The sequence below is a fragment of the Ideonella benzenivorans genome, from assembly GCF_020387415.1.
GTDB classification, from domain to species: Bacteria; Pseudomonadota; Gammaproteobacteria; order Burkholderiales; family Burkholderiaceae_C; genus Ideonella; species Ideonella benzenivorans.
The window spans coordinates 97589-115836 of record NZ_JAGWCB010000010.1 but is presented as its reverse complement, the minus strand read 5'-3'; the positions used below and the strand labels follow the sequence as shown (position 1 = coordinate 115836).

Genomic DNA, 18248 nt, shown 5'->3' with positions numbered 1-18248 from the left:
CGTGGAATTTGCTCCGCCGCCTCCCATGGACTTTGCGTTACTTGCCTTCCTGATCGTTCTCAACGGCGTCTTCGCCATGTCGGAAATGGCCCTGGCCGCCAGCCGCAAGGCCCGGTTGCAGGTCATGGTGGAGGCCGGGGAACGCGGCGCCGCCACCGCCCTGGAGTTGCAGGACCACCCCACCCATTTCCTTTCGACGGTGCAGATCGGCATCACGTCGATCGGCGTGCTCAACGGCATCGTCGGTGAGTCGGCCTTCTCGGACGGTCTGTCGCAGTGGCTGCAGTCCGTCACGCCGCTGGTGGGCCGCACGGCCGACATCACCGCCACCGCCCTGGTGGTGATCATCATCACCATCCTCAGCATCATCTTTGGCGAGCTGGTGCCCAAGCGCCTGGGTCAGATGTACCCCGAGACCGTGGCCCGGTTGGTGGCCCGGCCGATGAAGTGGCTGTCGATGGCGGCCAGCCCGCTGGTGACCCTGCTGGCGGCCTGCACGGAGGCGGTGCTGCACCTGCTGGGCATCCGCAACGACCAGATCCGCAGCGTGACCGAAGAGGAGATCGCCGCCAGCCTGGAAGAGGGCCTGGACGCCGGCGTGATCGAGGCGCAGGAACACCAGATGGTGCGCAACGTGTTCCGCCTGGACGACCGGCAGGTCGGCTCGATGATGGTGCCCCGTGCGGAAATCCGCTGGCTGGACCTGAACGCCTCGATCGACGAGGTGCTGGCCACCGTGGCCGAGGAGCAGCATTCGCGCTACCCGGTGTGCCGCGGCAGCCTGGACGAGGTGGTGGGCGTGGTCGCGGCGCATGACCTGCTCTCGCCGATGTCCAAGGGGCACATCGAGTCGCTGGAGGCCTTCATCACCCCGCCCGTCTTCGTGCCGGAGACGCTCTCAGGCATGGAGTTGGCCGAGCATTTCCGCAGCACCGGCGCCGAGCTGGTGTTTGTGGTGGACGAGTACGGGGTGGTGCAGGGCGTGATCACGGTGCGCGATGTGCTGGAGGCCATCACCGGCGAGTTTGGTGCCCCCACCGACGAAGATGCCTGGATGATCCAGCGCGAGGACGGCAGCTGGCTGGTGGACGGCATGATCCCGGTCCACGAGCTGAAGGACCGTCTGGAACTGAAAGAGCTGCCCGAGGAAGACCGCGGGCGCTACAACACCCTGGCCGGCATGATCATGCTGCTGCTGGGCCGGCTGCCGCACACCGCCGACGCGGTGGAATGGGGGGGCTGGCGCTTCGAGGTGGTGGACCTTGATGGCAAGCGCGTCGACAAGGTGCTTGCCAGCCCTTTGCCGAACACGGAGAACCCGAGTGATCAACCCTGAACTGCACAAAAAACCGGTCGGACTGGACCGCGAGAAGCACCGCGAACTCAAGCTGCGCGCTGACGTCAGCAACCTGGGCGTGGCGCAAGGCCTCAACTCGCTCTTCCTGACCGTGGCCGAATTCGGCGACGCCTGCAAGGAATACCCGATCCTGTTTCTGAATGCCGGCCAGGACGAGCAGGGCAAGCCGCAGGTGGCCCCGGTGGCCGTGTTCGGCGTGACCCCGGGCGAGAACCTGTTCCTGCAGCCCGATGGCCGCTGGGACGGCTACTACGTGCCGGCCATGTTGCGCGCCTACCCGTTCACGATGGCCCGGGTCGAGGCCGACCGCTATGTGGTCTGCTTCGATGAATCGTTCGCGGGCTTCTCCAGCACCGAAGGCCGCCCGCTGTTCGACGACCAAGGCGAACCCACCGAGCTGCTGACCAACCTGCGCCAGTTCATCGAGAACGTGGAAGTGGAAGTGGAACGCACCCGTCGCGTCGGCCAGCGCCTGATGGAGCTGCAGCTGCTGCAACCCAAGCGCTTCGACGCCACGCTGCCGGATGGCAAGCCGATGACCGTGGACGGCTTCCTGGGCGTGGACGAGGAACGCCTGGCCAAGCTGAGCGACGCCGAGATGCTGGAGCTGGCCCGCAGCGGCCTGCTGGGGCTGCTCAGCGCGCACCAGATCTCGCTGACCAACATGCGCCGTCTGCTGGACCGCCATCTGGCGCTGCAGGCCGCGGCCGGTCAGGTCCTCAACTGAGACCGGGGACGGTCTCCTTCGCCGCCCGGCCGGTCATCCAGGCCGCCTGGGCGGCCACAAAGTCGTCAAAGGCCTGCAGCAGCGGGTCGTAGCGTTCCGGGCGGGCGTCGAGCTCGCCCAGGGCCTGGCAGCAGGCCTCCAGCGTGGAGCGCTGGTCCTCGCGCCGGGCCTGCCGGATGCGGTAGCGCGAGGGCGGCACGGCCTGCAGGGCCAGCCGCGGCAGGGCCTGCAGCTGCGGCTCGGCCAGCAGCATCTTCAGGCTCTTGCGCCAGGTGGCGTCAATGAGCACCAGCCGTTCGACACGGGCTGGCGCCGCCGGTGGCGTGGGGCCCAGCTGCGTGGCCGGGTAGAGCAGGGCGGTGCCGCCGTCCGTGCCGATCCAGGCGGCCAGCCGATCCGGGTCGAAGGTCTCGCCCACCCAGCATTCGCAGCGGGTCAGGCTCAGCGTCAGCAGCCGTGCGCTGCCCTTGGGGTGCTGCACTTCCAGCGGGTGCTGCAGCACCAGCACCGGCACCGGGTTGTCGATGGGCCGCGTCCAGCCGCACAGGCAGGTGCGGGCCGGTCGTTCGCAACGGGGGCAGCGGGGGCGGCGCGCGGCAGAGGACTCCATGGCGGCATCTTGGCATGGCCGGCGGCACAATGCGGGCGCCGCCTTTCCGGCCCTTTGCCCCCGCTGCCATGCCTGCCACGCCCGAGTCTTCCTCCTTTGCCGCTGTTTCGCTGAGCGTGTCCGATGCGCGGGAGCGGATGTTGGCGGCGGTGCGGGGCCATGCCCCGGCTGAGACCCAGTGGCAGCCGCTGATGGCCTGCCTGGGCCGCGTGTTGGCCGAGGACGTGCTGGCGCCGCAGGACGTGCCGCCGCACGACAACGCCGCGATGGATGGCTACGCCCTGGCGGGCTTCGCGCTGCGAGCCGGCCAGCCGACCCGGCTGCGGGTGGTCGGCCGGGCCCTGGCCGGGCACCCTTACGACGGCCCGCTGGCGGCGGGCGACTGCGTGCGCATCATGACCGGCGCGGTGATGCCGGCCGGCACCGACACCGTGGTGCCGCAGGAGCTCTGCACGCGCGAGGGCGAGGCCATCGTGATCGCGCCGGACACGCTGCGGGCCGGCGACCACCGCCGCCACCGTGGCGAGGACCTGGCCCAGGGCCAGCCGGCGCTGCGGGCCGGGCGGCGCCTGGCGCCGGCGGACCTGGGGCTGGCGGCCTCGCTGGGCTTGACCGAGCTGCGGGTGTTCCGCCGCCTGGTGGTGGCGCTGTTCTCCAGCGGCGACGAGTTGCGCTCGCCCGGCGAAGCGCTGCCGGCGGGCTGCCTCTACGACAGCAACCGCTTCAGCCTGGGCGCGGCGCTCAGCCAGCTGGGCCTTGAGGTGCTGGACCTTGGGCGCGTGCCGGACGACCCGGCGGCGCTGGAAGCGACGCTGGACCGGGCCCTGGCACAGGCCGATGCGGTGGTGACCAGCGGCGGGGTCAGTGTGGGGGACGCGGACCACACGCGGGCGCTGCTGGCCCGTCGCGGAGCGGTCGATTTCTGGTCGGTGGCGATGCGGCCGGGCCGGCCGTTCGCCTTTGGCGCCTTGCAGCCGGCGCCGGGCCGCACCCGGCCCTGCTGGCTGTTCGCGCTGCCGGGCAACCCGGTGGCAGCCCTGGTCAGCCTGGAGGTGCTGGCCCGCGATGCCTTGCTGGCCCTGGCGGGCGTGGCGGTGACGCCGCTGCCGCGGCTGCAGCTGCGCAGCGCCGGCCCCGTGCGCAAGCGGCCCGGTCGCACCGAGTTCCCGCGCGTGCTGCTGCAGCCGGGGGAGGATGGGGCTTGGCAGGCCCGGCTGGCCGCCGCCCAGGGCTCGGGCGTGCTCAGCGGCCTGGCGCAGGCCCAGGGGCTGGCCGTGCTGTCGGCGGAGCAGGGCGATGTGGCCGCCGGCGACTGGATCGAGATCCTGCCCTTCAACGGCCTGTTCTGAGCGGCCGAGGCTGGTGCGTCAGCCGGTCTGCCCGCCGCGCAGGGCGCGGTAGACGGTGTTGCGGCTCACGCCCAGTTGGCGGGCGGCCAGGCTGACATTGCCGCCGGCCTGTTCCAGCGCCTGCCGGATGGCCTGTTGCGCCAGGGTTTGCAGCGGCACGGCCGCGCGGGCCTCGGTTGGGGCGGTGCCCGCGGTGGTGTCTGCGGGCTCGGCCCAGAGGGCGGGACGGCGGATCGCCTCGCGCAGGCTGCGCCCGGCCTCTTCCAGAAAGTCGTCGGGCAGGTGTTCCGGCAGCACTTCCAGCGCCGGGCTGGTCATCACGCAGGCGGTGCGCAGCACGTTGTGCAGCTGGCGCACGTTGCCTGGCCAGGGGTAATGCTGGAACAGGCGCCGGACCTCGCTGGACAGGCGCAGCTCCCGCTCGGGGGAGAGCTCGGCCAGCAGCCGCTGCACCAGCGCGGGCAGGTCGCTGCGCTCGCGCAGCGGCGGCAGCTTCAGGGCCAGGCCATTGAGCCGGTAGTAGAGGTCCTCGCGGAAGCTCTTGGCCTCGATCATCTCGCGCAGGTGGCGGTGGGTGGCGCACAGCACGGTCACGTCCACCGGGATCGGCCGGCTGCCGCCCAGCGGCGTGACCTGCCGTTCCTGCAGCACCCGCAGCAGGTGGGCCTGCAGTGACAGCGGCATGTCGCCAATCTCGTCGAGAAACAGCACGCCGCCATGGGCCTGCACGATCTTGCCGACCGCGCCGCGCCGCCGCGCGCCGGTGAAGGCGCCTTCCTCGTAGCCGAACAGCTCGGCCTCGATCAGGGTTTCCGGGATGGAGGCGCAGTTGACCGCCACGAAGGGTTTGGCGGCGCGCTGCGAGGCGCGGTGGATGGCGCGGGCGAACACCTCCTTGCCGGTGCCGGTCTCGCCCAGCAGCAGGATCGGGATGTCCCGGTCCAGCACGCGCTGGATCTTGTCCACCACCGCGGCCACCTGTGGGTCGCCGCTGCGCAGCGCGTCCAGCGCCCCGGGCTGGCGGGCGCTGGGGGCCGTGGCCGGGCGCCGGCGGTCTTCCGCCGGCAGGGCGGTGGCCTCCTCGATCGCCAGGGTCGCCTCGCCTTGGGGCGGCAGGTGTGCCGCGCTGGCGGTCCAGAGCGGGCCGTTGAAGCGGGCCTGCATGTACAGGCGCCGGCCATCGGCCAGCGTGACCGGCAGCGGCTGGCCCAGCGGGTGGCGGAAGCGGTCCACCAGCACGCCCATCGGCAGGTCGAACAGCGAGGCCACGGTGTGCGCCCGCAGCGCCGCCCCGCCCAGGCCCAGCAGCTCCTGGGCGCCCCGGTTGGCGCCAATGATGCGGCCGTCTGGCTCCACGGCCAGGATGCCTTCCATCAGCGTGCCGATCACGTCGGGCCGGCGGTGGAAGTGCAGCCGCATGGCCAGCCGGTGGTCGTCGGTCAGCCAGTGGTTCTCGATCATGCGGGCCGACATCTTCACCAGCGCCATCGTGTGCGGGTGGTAGCCCTGACGGTCGCCCGAGACATCCAGCACGCCCAGGATGTTGCCGCGCGGGTCCAGGATGGGCGCGGCCGAGCAGGTCAGGAAATGGTTGGCCCGGATGAAATGCTCGTCCGCATGGACCCGGGTGGGCACCTCGTCGACCAGCGCGGTGCCGACCGCGTTGGTGCCCTGGGCCGCCTCGGACCAGTTGGCGCCCGGCTGCAGGGCCACGCGCGCGGCACGGGAGAGGAAGTCGTTGTCGCCGATAGCGTGCAGCACGGTGCCGGCCGCATCGGTCAGCAGCACCATGTTCTTGCTGCTGACGATCTGCTCCAGCAGCATCTCCATCACCGGGGCGGCGTGCAGGCACAGCCGCTCGTTGCGCTGCAGGGCCAGGTTGAGTTCGCCACCGCTCACCAGCGCGTCGCTGGCGCGGGTGGCACGGCCCAGGCCCAGGGCCTCACAGCGCTGGTGCGAGTTGGCGATGACGCTGGCCTGGGCGCCGGGCGAGGCCGCGGGCACGGTGGCGAAAGTGGGCTGGCCGGGCATGGCGCGGTCCTCCGGAAGTCCGCCGCAGCGGGTGGCAAGGCCGCCAGTGTGCCTCAGCCGGCCGGGTTCAGCGCGTGTTGCTGGTGGCGCGCACTTCTTCCAGTGAGGTGATGCCCGCCAGCACCTTTTCGATGCCGTCCTGGCGCAGCGTGCGCATGCCCTGGCTCAGCGCCAGTTGTTCGATGTCTTCGGCATGGCCGGCGCTGTGGATCAGCTGGCGCATCTCGCGCGAGGTGCTGAGCAGCTCGTGGATCGCGGCCCGGCCGTGCAGGCCGGTCTTGTCACACTTTTCGCAGCCGGGGCTGTGGTAGTGCATCAGCACCCCCTTGGCGCCGTGGCGGCGGATCCAGTCCTGCTTCAGCGCCGCGCGGTCGGGGGCGCCGGTGTGGCCTTCCCAGGCGTGCAGGTAGTCGTCCAGCAGCTCTTCCACCCACTCGTCCGGGGCGGGCTCGGCGCGCCGGCAGTTGCTGCACAGGCGCCGCACCAGCCGCTGGGCCAGCACCGCCAGCAGCGAGTCGGCGAAGTTGAACGGGTCCATGCCCATGTCGAGCAGACGGGTCACGGTCTCGGCGGCGCTGTTGGTGTGCAGCGTCGAGAGCACCAGGTGGCCGGTCAGCGAGGATTCGATCGCGATGCTGGCGGTCTCCTCGTCGCGGATTTCGCCCACCATGATCACGTCCGGGTCGGCGCGCAGGAAGGCGCGCAGCGCCTTGGCGAAGGTCCAGTCGATCTTCGGGTTCACCTGCACCTGGCGCAGGCCGGCCTGGGTGATTTCGACCGGGTCTTCGGCGGTCCAGATCTTGCGCTCGGGCGTGTTGATGTAGCTGAGCGCCGAATGCAGCGTGGTGGTCTTGCCGGAACCGGTGGGGCCTACGCACAGCACCAGGCCGTAGGGACGACCGATCGCGTCCTTCAGGGCCAGCAGGTTCTGCGGTGACAGGCCCAGCTTGTCGATGGGCAGGGCCTTGGCCGAGGCCAGCAGGCGCAGCACCACGTCTTCCAGCCCGTTGTTGGTCGGGATGGTGGCCACGCGCAGCTCAATCGGGCAGGAGGGCACGAAGCGCGCGAAGTTGATCTTGCCGTCCTGCGGCCGCCGGCGCTCGGAGATATCCAGGTCGCACATGATCTTGATGCGGGCGACCAGGGCATTGCGGTAGGTGTGCGGCAGCTCCAGGTAGGGGTGCAGGATGCCGTCGCGGCGAAAGCGGATGCGCAGCTTCTCGCGGCCGGGCTGGGGTTCGATGTGGATGTCGGAGGCACCCTGAGCCTGGGCCTCGACGATCATGGTGTTGATCAGCCGCACCAGCGTGTTGTCCGACTGCTCGATCGGCGGCTCGTCGGGGGTCTCCTGCTCCGACGTGCGGGTCTGCTCCAGGTCGGCCAGCAGGCGCTCGGTGCCGGCCTCGTCGAACGAGAGCCCGGACGGGTCGAAGGCGCTCAGCGAGATCGCCTCCTCGTAGCCGTGCTTCTGGTAGGCGCCGGAGATGAGTTGCTGCAGGTTGTCGCTGGCCGGCAGCACGGGCACCACCTTGCCCTGGGCGAGGAAGGACAGCTCGTCGAGCACGTCGGTGCGCGACGGGTCCTCCAGCGCCACCACCAGACGGCCGGGCAGGGACTGCAGCGGCAGCACGTTGAGGCGGCGTGCCACGCTCAGCGGCACCTGCTTGAGGGCGATCGGGTCGATCGGATAGTCTTCCAGCTGGACCACCGGGTAGCCCATCTTGCGGGCCAGGGCGGAGCGCAGCGCGCTGCGCTGGATGTGGCCGGCCCGCACCAGCAGCTCGCCCAGGGGCACGGCGCGGTTCTCGCGCTGTTCGGACAGCGCAGCATCCAGCTGGCCCTGGGTGATGTAGCCCAGCGCGATCAGCGCCTCGCCGATGCGCACCATCGGCATGCGGGACTGGGTCTCGAGCGCGGATTCCAGCTGCTCGCGGGTGACCACGTTCTGGCCCAGCAGCACATCGCCCAGGCGGCGCTCGCGCAGCTGGTTCTGCTCGGCCAGCACTTCGGCGATCTGGGCCGGGCTGGCGGTGTCCTCGGCCACCAGCATGCTGCCCAGGGCGGCCCCCAGCTGGTAGCGGGCATAGACGCCGCGCGGGCAGAACAGGCGCTGCACGGTGCCGCCATCGTCCAGCGGCGGGAACAGAAACAGGCCTTCCGTAGTTTCCATGTGGCCCACGGTGCGGCCGCTCAGGGTGCTGCCGTCGGCCAGGTCCACCCGGTAGTCGACCGAGGGGTGAAAGTCCATCAGCTCGGCGGGCACCGCGCCGCGGTCCATGAAGGACGGCCGCAGCGGAGTGAGCAGCGTGATGCGGCGGAACTGGCTGGGGCGCAGCGGCATGGCCGTGCGGGCCGGCGGCACCAGCACCTGGATCACGTTCTGGCCTGGCCAGAAGCCCAGCATCGTGGCCTGCATGACCTTGCCGTTCAGCCCTTCGATCTCGCAGGGCTCGGGCTCCTGCTGCGGCAGGCTGGTGGCGTAGATGGCGTAGGGCGGGGTGGGCCAGGCGAACGATTCCTGCGCACCGGTCGACGGCAGCAGGGCCGGGTCGTCGGTGCCCGACGTCACGGAAGGCGGCAGATGCGAAAGGTTGCTCATGGCCTGCATAAAGGGGCAGGCCCGATGAGGCCTGTATGTCGTGTCATCCTAGAAGGGACAGCCGCACGGGCATGGCGCGATAAGGCGTCAGAATGCCTGCCAGCTTGCCCATTCGACGTTCGCAAGTCCTTGTCAAACCGTTATTTTTCTTCAGAAACCGGGCCGTCGTCCGGTGCTGCATCGCGGTAGTGCTTCCAGCGGTCCACGGCGCGGTGCATCACCGTCACCTGGCGCAGGAAACGCGGGCAGGGGTCGCACAAGGTCAGGTGCAGGCGCAGGCGCAGGCGTTCGCCGCGGGTGAGCGTGCGGTCTTCGGCCTGGAGGATCAGGGCGGTGGCCTGACGGCAGGAGATCTGGAACAGCATGGCAGGTCCGTGGCGGGGAGGGGTCAGGCCTGCGCGGCCGGTGGGAACCAGCGCGTCTGCAGACAGTCACGCAGGCGCAGCCGCGCCCGGTGCAGCAGCACCCAGAGGTTGGCAGCGGTGATGGCGAGCTCCTGACAGATCTCCTCGGTGTCCAGCTCCAGCCAGACCCGCATCAGGAAGACCCGGCCCTGCACCGGGGGCAGGTGCTCCATGCAGGCGTCCAGCACCTGCAGGAACTGCTGCTGGCCCAGCAGGGCCTCGGGATGGCCCTGCCAGTCGGCCGGCGTTTCCCGCCAGTGGCCGGTCTCGTCGAACAGCAGCGCGTCCAGATCCTCGGCGTCATCGGCCTGCAGCACGGTGGCTTCGCGCGCATGGCGACGCAGCTGGTCCACCAGCTTGTGTTTGAGGATGCCCACCAGCCAGGTCTTGAGCTGCGACTGGCCGGCAAAGGCCTGGGGCCGCTCGAGCGCCGCCAGCAGGGTGTCCGACACCGCGTCCTCGGCCCAGGCCTCGTTGCGCAGCTGCGAGTGGGCGTAGCGCATCAGCTGCGGGCGCAAGGCCTGCACCGCCTTCTGGAATTCGTCTGGCATGCGCGGGGATCGGGAATGGCAACACCTTCAGTGTAAGGAATGCGCGCCGCCCGCGACCACAGACCTGACAGCTGCGCACAGGGCGTGGCTGCAAACCCCCTTCCTTCCAGGAGCTCCCATGCATTCGCACCACCTGCTCGTCTCCACCGCCCTGACCGCCGTGATGGCCCTTGGCCTGGGCGCGACGGCCCAGGCCGAATCCGGCCCCAAGGAAAAGTGCTTCGGCATCGCCAAGGCCGGCGCCAACGATTGCGCCAATCTGTCGGGCTCGCATTCCTGCGCGGGCCTGGCCAAGACCGACCACGGGGCCGACGAATGGAACTACGTGGCCAAGGGCAGCTGCCATGCGCTGCATGGCCGCACGCTGGACGAGGCCAAGATGGATCTGAAGAAGTGAGCCCGTCCGCTGCCTCGGCTCTGCCGCGGCGCCAGCCGGTGGGCATCGGCTGGCGCACGCCGCACGGGCGTGCCCTGCTGCAGCGCCGCCCGGCGCTGGATTTCATCGAGGTGCACTCGGAGAACTTCTTTGCCGCCGGTGGTGCGGCACGTGCGGCACTGCGGGCCGCGGCGGCGTGCTATCCCCTCAGCCTGCATGGTGTGGGGCTGGGGCTGGGGTCGGCCGCCGGGCTGGATGCCTGGCATCTGGACCGGCTGGCCGACCTGGTGCGGGACGTGGCGCCGCGCCATGTCTCGGACCACGCAGCCTTCACGCAGGTGCGTCGTGGCGGCAAGGCGGTGCATGCGGGTGACCTGCTGCCCATCGGTTTCAACCAAGCCTCGCTGGCGCTGATGGCGCAGCAGGTGGACCAGGTGCAGACCCGACTCGGGCGGGTGCTGGCGGTCGAGAACATCAGCACCTGTCTGTGGCGCGCAGACGACGAGATGGCGGAGCCGGACTTCTTCAACGCCTTGACGCGCTGCACCGGCTGCCATGTGCTGTTGGACCTGAACAACCTGGTGGTGAATGCCCTCAACCGGCGCGAACCCGACCCGGTGCGAGCCGCCTGTGATGGGGTGGATGCGCTGGACCCGGCCAGTGTGGAGGAAATCCACCTGGCCGGTCACGATGCCAGCGGCCCGCTGGTCATCGACGACCACGGCAGCGCGGTGGGCGAGGCGGTCTGGACGGTGTACCGGCATGCGCTGGCCCGGCTGGGGCCAGTGCCCACACTGATCGAGTGGGACACCCGCTTGCCGTCGCTGGACACCTTGCTGCAGGAGGCGGCGCGGGCCGCCGCCTGCCGGCCGGAACACCATGGGGAGGCCCCATGGGCACGGCGGCAGGCCGCCTGACCGCGGCGGCGCGGGCGGAACACCGCCATCAGACAGCGTTGCTGGCGGCGCTGCAGGGCGGGGCACAGGCCTGGCCGACGGGCTGGTGCGGCCCGGCGGCGGCCCTGTCGTCCCACCGGCAGCATGCCCGGGCCACCGCGGCCCGCACGCTGACCGTGGCGTATCCGGTGCTGGCCGGCCAGCTGGCGCCGGCCGATGTGGCTGCCGCGGCCTGGGATCTGTGGCAACGGCATCCGCCGCGCCAAGGGGATCTGGGCACCTGGGGCGGCCACTGGGCCGGTTGGCTGCGCAGCCCGGCAGGGCGGGCGCGGTGCCCGACGGTGGCTGGTTGGGCCGCGGACCTGGCCCGCTTGGAATGGGGGGTGCACCAGGCCAACCGGGCCGAGGACGCGCCAGAGGGCTGGCCGGCGGGGCTGGCCCTCTTGCACACCACGGATCCGGTCCGGCTGGTCCTGCAACCCCGGCCGGGGCTGGCGGTGCTGAGCCTGTCCACCGCGGCGCTGGCCCTGTGGCAGACCCAGACCCAGGGGGATGTCCCAGCGGCCGAGGTTCAGCCGCCACCCCCGGCCGGCCGCGGACGCACGGCGGTGGTGGTCTGCCGCCGCGGCCTGGCGGTGGGCGTGCGGCCGCTGCCCGCGGACCAGGCGCGCTTCACCCGCCACCTGCTGCGTGGCGAGAGCCTGGGGCAGGCCCTGGCCCAGGCCGCCCCACACGATTTCCAGGCCTGGCTGCAGACGGCCCTGACCGACGGCTGGTGGACGGCCGTGGACTGCCTGTCGGCCGTGGACCTTTCGACCCATGAGGAACCTTGACCATGTCACTTCACACCTTTCTGCCCGGCGGCGCCTGGGCCCAGCGCGCCGAGCGGCTGCTGCAGGCCTTGCAGGCCCCGGCCCAGCTGGCGGCGCGTGTCTATGTGGGGGCGGTGTTCTTCCGCTCCGGCCTGACCAAGCTGCGCGACTGGGACATCACGCTGGCGCTGTTCCAGGACGAATACCACGTGCCCCTGCTGCCGCCCGACGTGGCGGCCGTGGCCGGCACCGCGGGGGAGCTGGCCTTGCCGGTGCTGCTGGTGCTGGGGCTGGCCGGGCGTTTCGGCGCAGCCGGGCTGAGCGTGGTGAACGCGGTGGCCGCCATCAGCCTGGCCGAGCTGGCGGACGCGGCGCTGACCCAGCACCAGTTCTGGGGCAGCCTGCTGCTGGCCTTGCTGTTGTGGGGGCCGGGCGCCTGGTCGGTGGATGCCTGGTGGCGCCGGCGCCGCCTCACTCGCGGGGTTTGAAGTGGATTTCCATCGTCGGCGGCACCCGGCCGTCGACGTCACGCGGCAGCTTGCCGGTGCGGTCGATCGCGCGCAGCACGGTGTCGTCCCAGTCCTTGTTGCCGCTGGCATGGGTCAGGCGCCGGCCGATGATGGTGCCGTCCGGCGCGCAGCGCACTTCCACCACCGCTTCCGGGTTGCCGTCGATGCTGTCGATCTGGACGATGTTGGGCTTGATGTAGGCCTTGATGCGGCCGGCGTAGTTGGCCGAGGGGCCGGAACTGCGCTGTGCGGTGCCGGTGCTGCCGGACGGGCCGTTGGCGCCGGCCACGCCGGTCGGGCTGCCCAGCTGGGCGGCCATGCGGCGCAGTTGGTCCTGGCGGGCGGCGGCCGCGGCCTTGGCCTGGCGGGCCTGCTCCTGCGCGGCCTTTTCCTTGGCCGTTTTCTCTGCCTTGTCCTTGGCGGCCTGTTCGGCCTTGTCCTGCGCCGCCTTCTCCTTGGCAGCTTCTTTGGCCGCCTTCTCCTTGGCCGCCTTGTCGGCTTTGTCTTTGGCGTCCTGGGCTTCCTTGGCAGCCTTTTCCTTGGCGGCTTTCTCTTCGGCGGCCTTTTCGGCCTTGTCCGCCTTCTCTTTCGCGGCTTTCTCCTTGGCCGCTTTGTCCTTGGCACGCTGATCCCGCTCGCGGGCCAGCTCGGCATCGCGTTCTTCCTGGGCCTTCTCGGCAGCGGCCTTCTGGGCCGCCTTCTGGGCGGCGGCCTTTTCAGCGGCCTTTTCGGTGGCCTTTTCCGCCGCTTTCTCGGCCGCCTTCTCAGCGGCTTGGGCCGCCGCCTGGGTGGCAGCGCGCTGCTGGGCTGCTTCCACCTGGGCTGCCGGCGGGGTCGGTGGGGTGGGCTCGGCTTGATCGGACGAGGGCGGGGCCGCATCCGGCTGGCCATCGCGTTGGCCCAGCGGTTCGGCGGCGATCTGCGGCACGGCCGACCACAGTTCGGCCGAGACCCCCGCGGGGTCGGAGGTGTGCCACTGCACGCCCAGGGTCAGGGCTAGCACCAGCAGGGCATGGGCCAGCACCGAGATGAGCCAGCCCACGCGCGGGTTGTCCGCACTGGGCGGATGCAGCGCGTCACGGGGCGTGGACCAGGGCTGCAGCGGACTGCTCACGGACTCAGCCTCCCTGTTTGACCGAGAGCCCCACGCGCTGCACGCCATGGCGCTGCAGCGTGTCCATCACCTTCATCACGCTGTCGTAGCGCACCTGCTTGTCGGCCGAGATGATCACCGGCACGTTGTCGCTGCCGTTCTGGGCGCTCAGCACCTGGTCGGCCAGGGCACCCAGCGTGATCGGTTGGGACGGGCCCTGGTCGATCTTCAGTTCGAGCTTGTCATCGCTCTGGACGACCACCTCGACCACGCTCTGCGGCCGGGTCTTGGCCTTACCCACGCTGGGCAGGTCCACCAGGCCGGTGGTGATCATCGGCGCGCTGACCATGAAGATGATCAGCAGCACCATCATCACGTCGATGAACGGGACCATGTTGATCTCGTTCATCGCGCGGCGTCGACGGCCGCCGCTGCGGGAGGCAACTGCAGGCATCTCGCGTCCCCCGCCTCAGTGCAACGAGCCGCCCGCGGTGCCGGCGTTGCGTTGCAGGATGTTCAGGAACTCGTCGACGAAGCTCTCGAGCTGGATCGCGATGCGGTCGATCGTGCGGGCGAAGTGGTTGTAGGCCAGCACCGCGGGGATGGCCGCGAACAGGCCGATGGCGGTGGCCACCAGGGCCTCGGCAATGCCGGGGGCCACGGTGGAGAGCGTGACCTGCTGCAGGTTGGACAGGCCGACGAAGGCGTGCATGATCCCCCACACGGTGCCGAACAGGCCGACGTACGGGCTGATGGAGCCGACCGAGGCCAGCAGGCCAATGCTGCCTTCCAGCGCATCGAGCTCCCGCTGCAGCGTGGCCTTCATGGCGCGGCGCGCACCGTCGAGCTGGCTGCCGGCATCCAGGTGGCGTTCACGCAGCTTCATGAACTCGCGCATGCCGCTGGCGAACAGGCGTTCCATCGGGCCGCTGTCGGGCGTGTTGCTGGCCGAGCGGTAGAGGTCGTTCAGATTGCGGCCGGACCAGAACTCCTGCTCGAAGGCCGCGTCGCGTTCGCGGGTGCGGGAGAGTCCGACCATCTTCGAGAAGATCACGCTCCAGCTGGCCAGCGAGATCAGCAACAGGATGCTGACGACCACCTGGACGATCAGGCTGGCATGCACCAGCAGCGAAACAATGGAGAGGTCCTGGTTCATGGGAGGAGTCGTTCGAGGACTTCGGAAGGAATGCGGCGGGGCCGGAAATCGGCCTGGTCCACGCAGGCGATCTCGATCTCGCCCTCGCAGAGCAGGGTCTCGCCCCGCCAGGCCTGCTGGAACACGGTCATGCGGGCCCGGCCGGTGTCGGCCCGGTCCACGCTGATCTGCAACGCGTCATCGAGCCGGGCGGGGGACAGGTAGCGCAGCCGGGTGGCGGCGACCACGAAGAGGGCGCCGGTGCGCTCGCGCAAGTCCTGCTGGCCGGTGCCGGCGGCGCGCAGCCACTCGGTGCGGGCGCGCTCGAAGAACTTGAGGTAGTTGGCGTAGAACACCACCCCGCCGGCGTCGGTGTCTTCCCAGTACACGCGCACCGGGAGCAGAAAGAGGGGAGCGGTCGAGGCAGCGGACATGAAACCGCCAATGATACGCCGACCCCTGCCCGCCCGCCGGCGGGCGGGGAGACCCGCTCAGCCGCGGTCCCCGCGCAACCAGGCCAACAGGCTGCGCTGGTTGGCGGCTGGCGGGGGCGGTTCGGCCTCGCCAGCGTGCTTCCATTCGCGCAGGGCATTGGCCAGATGGCGGGCCGAGGCAAAGCGCGCGTCGCGATGGCGGGCCATGGCCCGGGCCGCGATGGCAGACAAGCCCTCGGGCGCCTGGGGAGCCCACTGGCAGGCCACCGGCTGGGGGGCCTTCAACACGGCCTGGCTGATCTCGTCCATCGAATGCCCGGTGTAGGGCACCCGCCCGGTCAGCAGTTCGAACAGCACCACGCCCAGGGCATAGACATCGCAGCGGCGGTCGATGAGGCCCTGGGTCAGCTGCTCCGGGGCGAGGTAGTGGGGCGAGCCGACCGAGGCCGCCAGAACCGCGCTGCCATCGCCACGGGCCAGCCGGGCGATGCCGAAATCCAGCACCTTGGGCATGCGCCGGTCCACCATGAAGATGTTGGCGGGCTTCACATCGCAATGGATGACACCCTTGCCGTGGGCGTAGGCCAGGGCCTCGGCCACGCGCCGCACCAGGCTGGCCGCTTCCTGCGGGCTGGGGCGCCAGCCCTGGCGCAGCATCTGCCGCAGGTCCAGGCCGTGCAGCGGCTCCATGGCGATGTAGATGCCCTGCGGGGAGCTGCCCGCGTCAAAGACCGTCACGATGTGCGGGTGTGACAGCCGGGCCGCGGCGCGGGCCTCGTGCAGCGTCAGCTCCTCAGGCGACGGCATGCCCGCCTCCGCGGTCTGTGGCAGGGCCTGGCTTTTCAGCATCTTGACCGCCACCCGGCGCGACAGCAGCGGGTCCCAGGCGCCATAGACGGTGCCCAACCCCCCTTCGCCCAGCACGGTGCGCAGTTCGTAGCGGCCGACGGTGCCCAGCGGCGCGCAGCCCTCTTCCTCCTGGAGAAGGGCATGCAGCGCGTCGAACTGACTACGGGCCCGGTCTTCGATGACCGTGCGCTGAAACGTCGACGAGGCGCCGTCGGTACTGCCTTGACGCGTCTTGAAGGGGTTCCAGGACATGAGGGCGGAGCATAAGCAATTCCGCTCGCGCTGGGCAGCGTGTCAACGCAAATGCCCTGGCCGGTGCTCGCTCAGCTTGCAACGAAATGTGAGAGCCGTCGGGCGGCTTCCTGCAGCTGTTCCAGGCTGCTGGCAAAGGACAGGCGCAGGTAGCGTTCGGCCGCGGCCGGGCCGAAGTCCTTGCCCGGCGTCAGTGCCACATGGGCTTCGCGCATGGCGCGCAGGCAGAAGTCCCAGCTGCTGTCGGTGAAGCGGCTGCAGTCGGCCCAGGCGTAGAAGGCACCATCGGGGGCCACCGGCACCGTCAGACCCATCGCGTTGAGGGCCGGCACGATGAAGTCGCGCCGGGCCCGGAAGGCCTGGCGGCGGCGTTCGAACTCGGCCAGCGTGTCGGGCTCGAAGCAGGCCAGCGCGGCATGCTGGGCCACGGTGGAGGCGCAGATGTAGAGGTTCTGCTGCAGCTTCTCCAGCGCCGGCACCAGGGCCGGCGGCACCACCAGCCAGCCCAGGCGCCATCCGGTCATGCCGAAGTACTTCGAGAAGCTGTTGACCGAGATGATGTCCTCGCCCAGCGCCAGGGCGCTCTGGCCATAGCGCTCGTCGTAGGACAGGCCCAGGTAGATCTCGTCGACCACGGTGACGCCGCCGCGCTGGCGCACCTCGCGGGCGATCGCCGCCAGCTCTTCCGGCATGATCGAGGTGCCGGTCGGGTTGGACGGCGAGGCCAGCAGCACGCCGCGCGTGGCCGGGGTCCAGTGGGCCGCGACGGTGGCGGCATCCAGCTGGAAGCGCTGGGCCGCACTGGCGGGCAGCGAGACGGCGGTGGCACCGGCCGCGGCGACGAAGTGGCGGTTGCAGGGGTAGGCCGGGTCCGGCATCAGCACCTCGTCGCCCGGCTCGAACAGGGCCAGGCTGGCCAGCTGCAGCGCGCCGGAGGCGCCGGCGGTGATCACGAAGCGTTCAGGTGCGATGTCCAGACCGAAGCGCTGCCGGTACCAGCCCGACAGGGCCTCGCGCAATGCCGGCAGGCCGTTGGCGTCGGTGTACTGGGTGCGGCCGGCACGGATCGCGGCCTCGGCCGCAGCCTGCACCGAGGCGGGCGCGGTGAAGTCCGGCTCACCGATGTTCAGGTAGATCATCGGCGTGCCGCCTCGCGCCGGGTCGCATTCGGGCAGGCGGGCGATCTCGTTGGCCGCCTTGGCGCACTCCATGACATAGAACGGGGCGATGTGGTCGAGGCGGCTGGCGAGTTTCATGGCGGAGGAAAGAAACGCGGGGCGCCTGGCGCCCCGCGGTGCTGGGATGGAGAAGGTTCAGCGGCGCGCGGCGCTGGTTTCGGCCGGCCGCAGCACGGCCGCCGATTTGTCGAGCACGCCGTTGACGTACTTGTGGCCGTCGGTGCCGCCAAAGCTCTTGGCCAGTTCCACGGCTTCGTTGATGGCGACCTTGTAGGGCACGTCCAGGCAGTGCTTGAGCTCGTAGGCGCCGATCAACAGCACGCCGTGTTCCACCGGCGAGAGCTCGGTCGTCGGGCGGTCCACATGGGCGGCCAGCACACTGTCCAGGTCGGCGGCTTCGGCGATGCAGCCATGCAGCAGCGCATCGAAATGGGCCTGGTCGCAGCGCTCGAAGTCGCCTTGCTCGCGCATGTGGGCGTCGATGGTGCCAGCCTCGGCACCCGAGATCAGCCATTCGTAGAGGCCCTGCAGGGCCAGCTCGCGCGAGCGGCGGCGCGCGGACTTGGGCGCCGTTCGCTTGTGGGCGGGACGGGCCGGGGAAGAAGAGGTGTCGCTCACGGCAGTTCGTTCAACAGGTTGGCCATCTCGACGGCGACGCGGGCGGCATCACGGCCTTTTTCTTCCGCGCGGGCCCAGGCCTGGGCCTCGTTCTCGACGGTCAGGATGGCATTGGCAATGGGGATCTGGTGGTCCAGGCTGACGCGGGTCACGCCCGCGCCGCTTTCGTTGGACACCAGTTCGAAGTGGTAGGTCTCCCCGCGGATGATGCAACCCAGGGCGATCAGCGCGTCGTAGTCGTCGCTGTCGGCCAGGGCCTGCAGGGCCAGCGGCACCTCCAGCGCGCCGGGGACGGTCACCACCTGGATGTCCTCCTCGCGCACGCCACAGGCCGCCAGCTCGGCCAGACAGGACGCGGCCAACTGGGCGGTGATCGCGTCATTGAAGCGGGCGCGCACGATCCCGATGGCCAGCGTCTGGCCGTCCAGCGAGCCGCTCTGGCCCTTGTCTGCACCTTGCATGGGGTTC

At 70.5% G+C, this 18248-nt stretch carries 20 protein-coding genes; 7 read left to right on the top strand and 13 right to left on the bottom strand.

Going from position 1 to position 18248, the window contains the following annotated elements:
* The first annotated feature begins 25 nt into the window (after window positions 1–25).
* Both KGA65_RS09145 and KGA65_RS09140 read left to right on the top strand, forming a co-directional pair.
* A complete protein-coding gene (locus tag KGA65_RS09145; RefSeq protein WP_225862840.1) occupies window positions 26–1336 on the top strand; it encodes a hemolysin family protein in 1311 nt (436 codons plus the stop codon).
* Complete coding sequence (locus tag KGA65_RS09140) at window positions 1323–2084, top strand: SapC family protein (protein WP_225862839.1); 762 nt, start codon at window positions 1323–1325, stop codon at window positions 2082–2084. Before KGA65_RS09145 ends, KGA65_RS09140 begins: the two co-directional genes overlap by 14 nt.
* Here KGA65_RS09140 and KGA65_RS09135 read toward each other — a convergent pair.
* A complete protein-coding gene (locus KGA65_RS09135; protein ID WP_225862838.1) occupies window positions 2077–2694 on the bottom strand; it encodes a tRNA-uridine aminocarboxypropyltransferase in 618 nt (205 codons plus the stop codon). The genes KGA65_RS09140 and KGA65_RS09135 overlap by 8 nt on opposite strands.
* Window positions 2695–2762: 68 nt before the next feature.
* Here KGA65_RS09135 and moeA point away from each other — a divergent pair, with 68 nt between their 5' ends.
* Window positions 2763–4043 carry a molybdopterin molybdotransferase MoeA gene (gene moeA / locus KGA65_RS09130; protein ID WP_225862837.1) on the top strand — a complete coding sequence of 427 codons (1281 nt, stop codon included), beginning with the start codon at window positions 2763–2765 and terminating at the stop codon, window positions 4041–4043.
* Between the two features lie 18 nt (window positions 4044–4061).
* Here moeA and KGA65_RS09125 read toward each other — a convergent pair whose 3' ends face one another.
* The 4 genes from KGA65_RS09125 to KGA65_RS09110 form a co-directional block, all read right to left on the bottom strand.
* Window positions 4062–6074: a sigma-54-dependent Fis family transcriptional regulator gene (locus KGA65_RS09125; protein WP_225862836.1), complete on the bottom strand. Its 2013-nt coding sequence runs from the start codon at window positions 6072–6074 to the stop codon at window positions 4062–4064.
* Window positions 6075–6141: 67 nt separating this feature from the next.
* Window positions 6142–8673 carry a GspE/PulE family protein gene (locus tag KGA65_RS09120; RefSeq protein ID WP_225862835.1) on the bottom strand — a complete coding sequence of 844 codons (2532 nt, stop codon included), beginning with the start codon at window positions 8671–8673 and terminating at the stop codon, window positions 6142–6144.
* 140 nt (window positions 8674–8813) lie between these two features.
* Entirely contained in the window at window positions 8814–9038 is a 225-nt protein-coding gene (locus KGA65_RS09115; protein WP_225862834.1) for an anti-sigma factor family protein, read from the bottom strand.
* Window positions 9039–9061: 23 nt separating this feature from the next.
* The gene (locus tag KGA65_RS09110; RefSeq protein WP_225862833.1) at window positions 9062–9628 is read right to left on the bottom strand and encodes a sigma-70 family RNA polymerase sigma factor; all 567 of its coding nucleotides are present in this window, start codon (window positions 9626–9628) and stop codon (window positions 9062–9064) included.
* A 118-nt stretch (window positions 9629–9746) separates the two neighbouring features.
* Between KGA65_RS09110 and KGA65_RS09105 the strand changes: the two genes are divergently transcribed.
* Genes KGA65_RS09105 through KGA65_RS09090 form a run of 4 tightly spaced genes read left to right on the top strand, consistent with a single transcriptional unit; the run spans window position 9747 to window position 12200 of the window.
* Window positions 9747–10025: a BufA1 family periplasmic bufferin-type metallophore gene (locus KGA65_RS09105; protein WP_225862832.1), complete on the top strand. Its 279-nt coding sequence runs from the start codon at window positions 9747–9749 to the stop codon at window positions 10023–10025.
* Entirely contained in the window at window positions 10022–10921 is a 900-nt protein-coding gene (locus tag KGA65_RS09100) for an MbnB/TglH/ChrH family RiPP precursor modification enzyme (protein WP_225862831.1), read from the top strand. The genes KGA65_RS09105 and KGA65_RS09100 overlap by 4 nt, the downstream gene beginning before the upstream one ends.
* On the top strand, window positions 10897–11733 hold the full coding sequence (locus KGA65_RS09095; protein WP_225862830.1) for a hypothetical protein: 837 nt from the start codon (window positions 10897–10899) through the stop codon (window positions 11731–11733). Before KGA65_RS09100 ends, KGA65_RS09095 begins: the two co-directional genes overlap by 25 nt.
* Window positions 11734–11735: 2 nt before the next feature.
* Window positions 11736–12200 carry a DoxX family protein gene (locus tag KGA65_RS09090; protein ID WP_225862829.1) on the top strand — a complete coding sequence of 155 codons (465 nt, stop codon included), beginning with the start codon at window positions 11736–11738 and terminating at the stop codon, window positions 12198–12200.
* Here the strand turns inward: KGA65_RS09090 and tolA are convergent.
* The 8 genes from tolA to ribH all read right to left on the bottom strand — a co-directional run bounded on the left by tolA (window position 12184) and on the right by ribH (window position 18241).
* Window positions 12184–13335, bottom strand: a complete 1152-nt coding sequence (tolA, locus tag KGA65_RS09085) for a cell envelope integrity protein TolA (protein ID WP_225862828.1) — start codon at window positions 13333–13335, stop codon at window positions 12184–12186. The two genes, KGA65_RS09090 and tolA, sit on opposite strands and share 17 nt — an antisense overlap.
* A 4-nt stretch (window positions 13336–13339) precedes the next feature.
* The gene (locus tag KGA65_RS09080; RefSeq protein WP_225862827.1) at window positions 13340–13768 is read right to left on the bottom strand and encodes a biopolymer transporter ExbD; all 429 of its coding nucleotides are present in this window, start codon (window positions 13766–13768) and stop codon (window positions 13340–13342) included.
* Between the two features lie 15 nt (window positions 13769–13783).
* On the bottom strand, window positions 13784–14470 hold the full coding sequence (gene tolQ, locus KGA65_RS09075; RefSeq protein ID WP_225862826.1) for a protein TolQ: 687 nt from the start codon (window positions 14468–14470) through the stop codon (window positions 13784–13786).
* Window positions 14467–14883 (bottom strand): tol-pal system-associated acyl-CoA thioesterase, encoded by a 417-nt coding sequence (ybgC, locus tag KGA65_RS09070; RefSeq protein WP_225862825.1) that lies wholly within the window; start codon window positions 14881–14883, stop codon window positions 14467–14469. The genes tolQ and ybgC overlap by 4 nt, the downstream gene beginning before the upstream one ends.
* Window positions 14884–14940: 57 nt before the next feature.
* On the bottom strand, window positions 14941–15984 hold the full coding sequence (locus KGA65_RS09065; RefSeq protein WP_225862824.1) for a serine/threonine-protein kinase: 1044 nt from the start codon (window positions 15982–15984) through the stop codon (window positions 14941–14943).
* 71 nt (window positions 15985–16055) lie between these two features.
* A complete protein-coding gene (locus KGA65_RS09060; protein WP_225862823.1) occupies window positions 16056–17240 on the bottom strand; it encodes a pyridoxal phosphate-dependent aminotransferase in 1185 nt (394 codons plus the stop codon).
* Between the two features lie 57 nt (window positions 17241–17297).
* Complete coding sequence (gene nusB / locus KGA65_RS09055) at window positions 17298–17780, bottom strand: transcription antitermination factor NusB (RefSeq protein WP_225862822.1); 483 nt, start codon at window positions 17778–17780, stop codon at window positions 17298–17300.
* Window positions 17777–18241, bottom strand: a complete 465-nt coding sequence (gene ribH / locus KGA65_RS09050; RefSeq protein ID WP_225862821.1) for a 6,7-dimethyl-8-ribityllumazine synthase — start codon at window positions 18239–18241, stop codon at window positions 17777–17779. Before ribH ends, nusB begins: the two co-directional genes overlap by 4 nt.
* Window positions 18242–18248 lie beyond the last annotated feature (7 nt).

Bases quoted from the DNA above. Each gene is read 5' to 3' on its own strand.
- KGA65_RS09145 (WP_225862840.1), top strand. From the start codon at position 26: ATGGACTTTGCGTTACTTGCCTTCCTGATCGTTCTCAACGGCGTCTTC.
- KGA65_RS09135 (WP_225862838.1), bottom strand. From the start codon at position 2,694: ATGGAGTCCTCTGCCGCGCGCCGCCCCCGCTGCCCCCGTTGCGAACGA.
- moeA (WP_225862837.1), top strand. From the start codon at position 2,763: ATGCCTGCCACGCCCGAGTCTTCCTCCTTTGCCGCTGTTTCGCTGAGC.
- KGA65_RS09125 (WP_225862836.1), bottom strand. From the start codon at position 6,074: ATGCCCGGCCAGCCCACTTTCGCCACCGTGCCCGCGGCCTCGCCCGGC.
- KGA65_RS09120 (WP_225862835.1), bottom strand. From the start codon at position 8,673: ATGAGCAACCTTTCGCATCTGCCGCCTTCCGTGACGTCGGGCACCGAC.
- KGA65_RS09115 (WP_225862834.1), bottom strand. From the start codon at position 9,038: ATGCTGTTCCAGATCTCCTGCCGTCAGGCCACCGCCCTGATCCTCCAG.
- KGA65_RS09110 (WP_225862833.1), bottom strand. From the start codon at position 9,628: ATGCCAGACGAATTCCAGAAGGCGGTGCAGGCCTTGCGCCCGCAGCTG.
- KGA65_RS09105 (WP_225862832.1), top strand. From the start codon at position 9,747: ATGCATTCGCACCACCTGCTCGTCTCCACCGCCCTGACCGCCGTGATG.
- KGA65_RS09095 (WP_225862830.1), top strand. From the start codon at position 10,897: ATGGGCACGGCGGCAGGCCGCCTGACCGCGGCGGCGCGGGCGGAACAC.
- KGA65_RS09090 (WP_225862829.1), top strand. From the start codon at position 11,736: ATGTCACTTCACACCTTTCTGCCCGGCGGCGCCTGGGCCCAGCGCGCC.
- KGA65_RS09080 (WP_225862827.1), bottom strand. From the start codon at position 13,768: ATGCCTGCAGTTGCCTCCCGCAGCGGCGGCCGTCGACGCCGCGCGATG.
- tolQ (WP_225862826.1), bottom strand. From the start codon at position 14,470: ATGAACCAGGACCTCTCCATTGTTTCGCTGCTGGTGCATGCCAGCCTG.
- ybgC (WP_225862825.1), bottom strand. From the start codon at position 14,883: ATGTCCGCTGCCTCGACCGCTCCCCTCTTTCTGCTCCCGGTGCGCGTG.
- KGA65_RS09065 (WP_225862824.1), bottom strand. From the start codon at position 15,984: ATGTCCTGGAACCCCTTCAAGACGCGTCAAGGCAGTACCGACGGCGCC.
- KGA65_RS09060 (WP_225862823.1), bottom strand. From the start codon at position 17,240: ATGAAACTCGCCAGCCGCCTCGACCACATCGCCCCGTTCTATGTCATG.
- ribH (WP_225862821.1), bottom strand. From the start codon at position 18,241: ATGCAAGGTGCAGACAAGGGCCAGAGCGGCTCGCTGGACGGCCAGACG.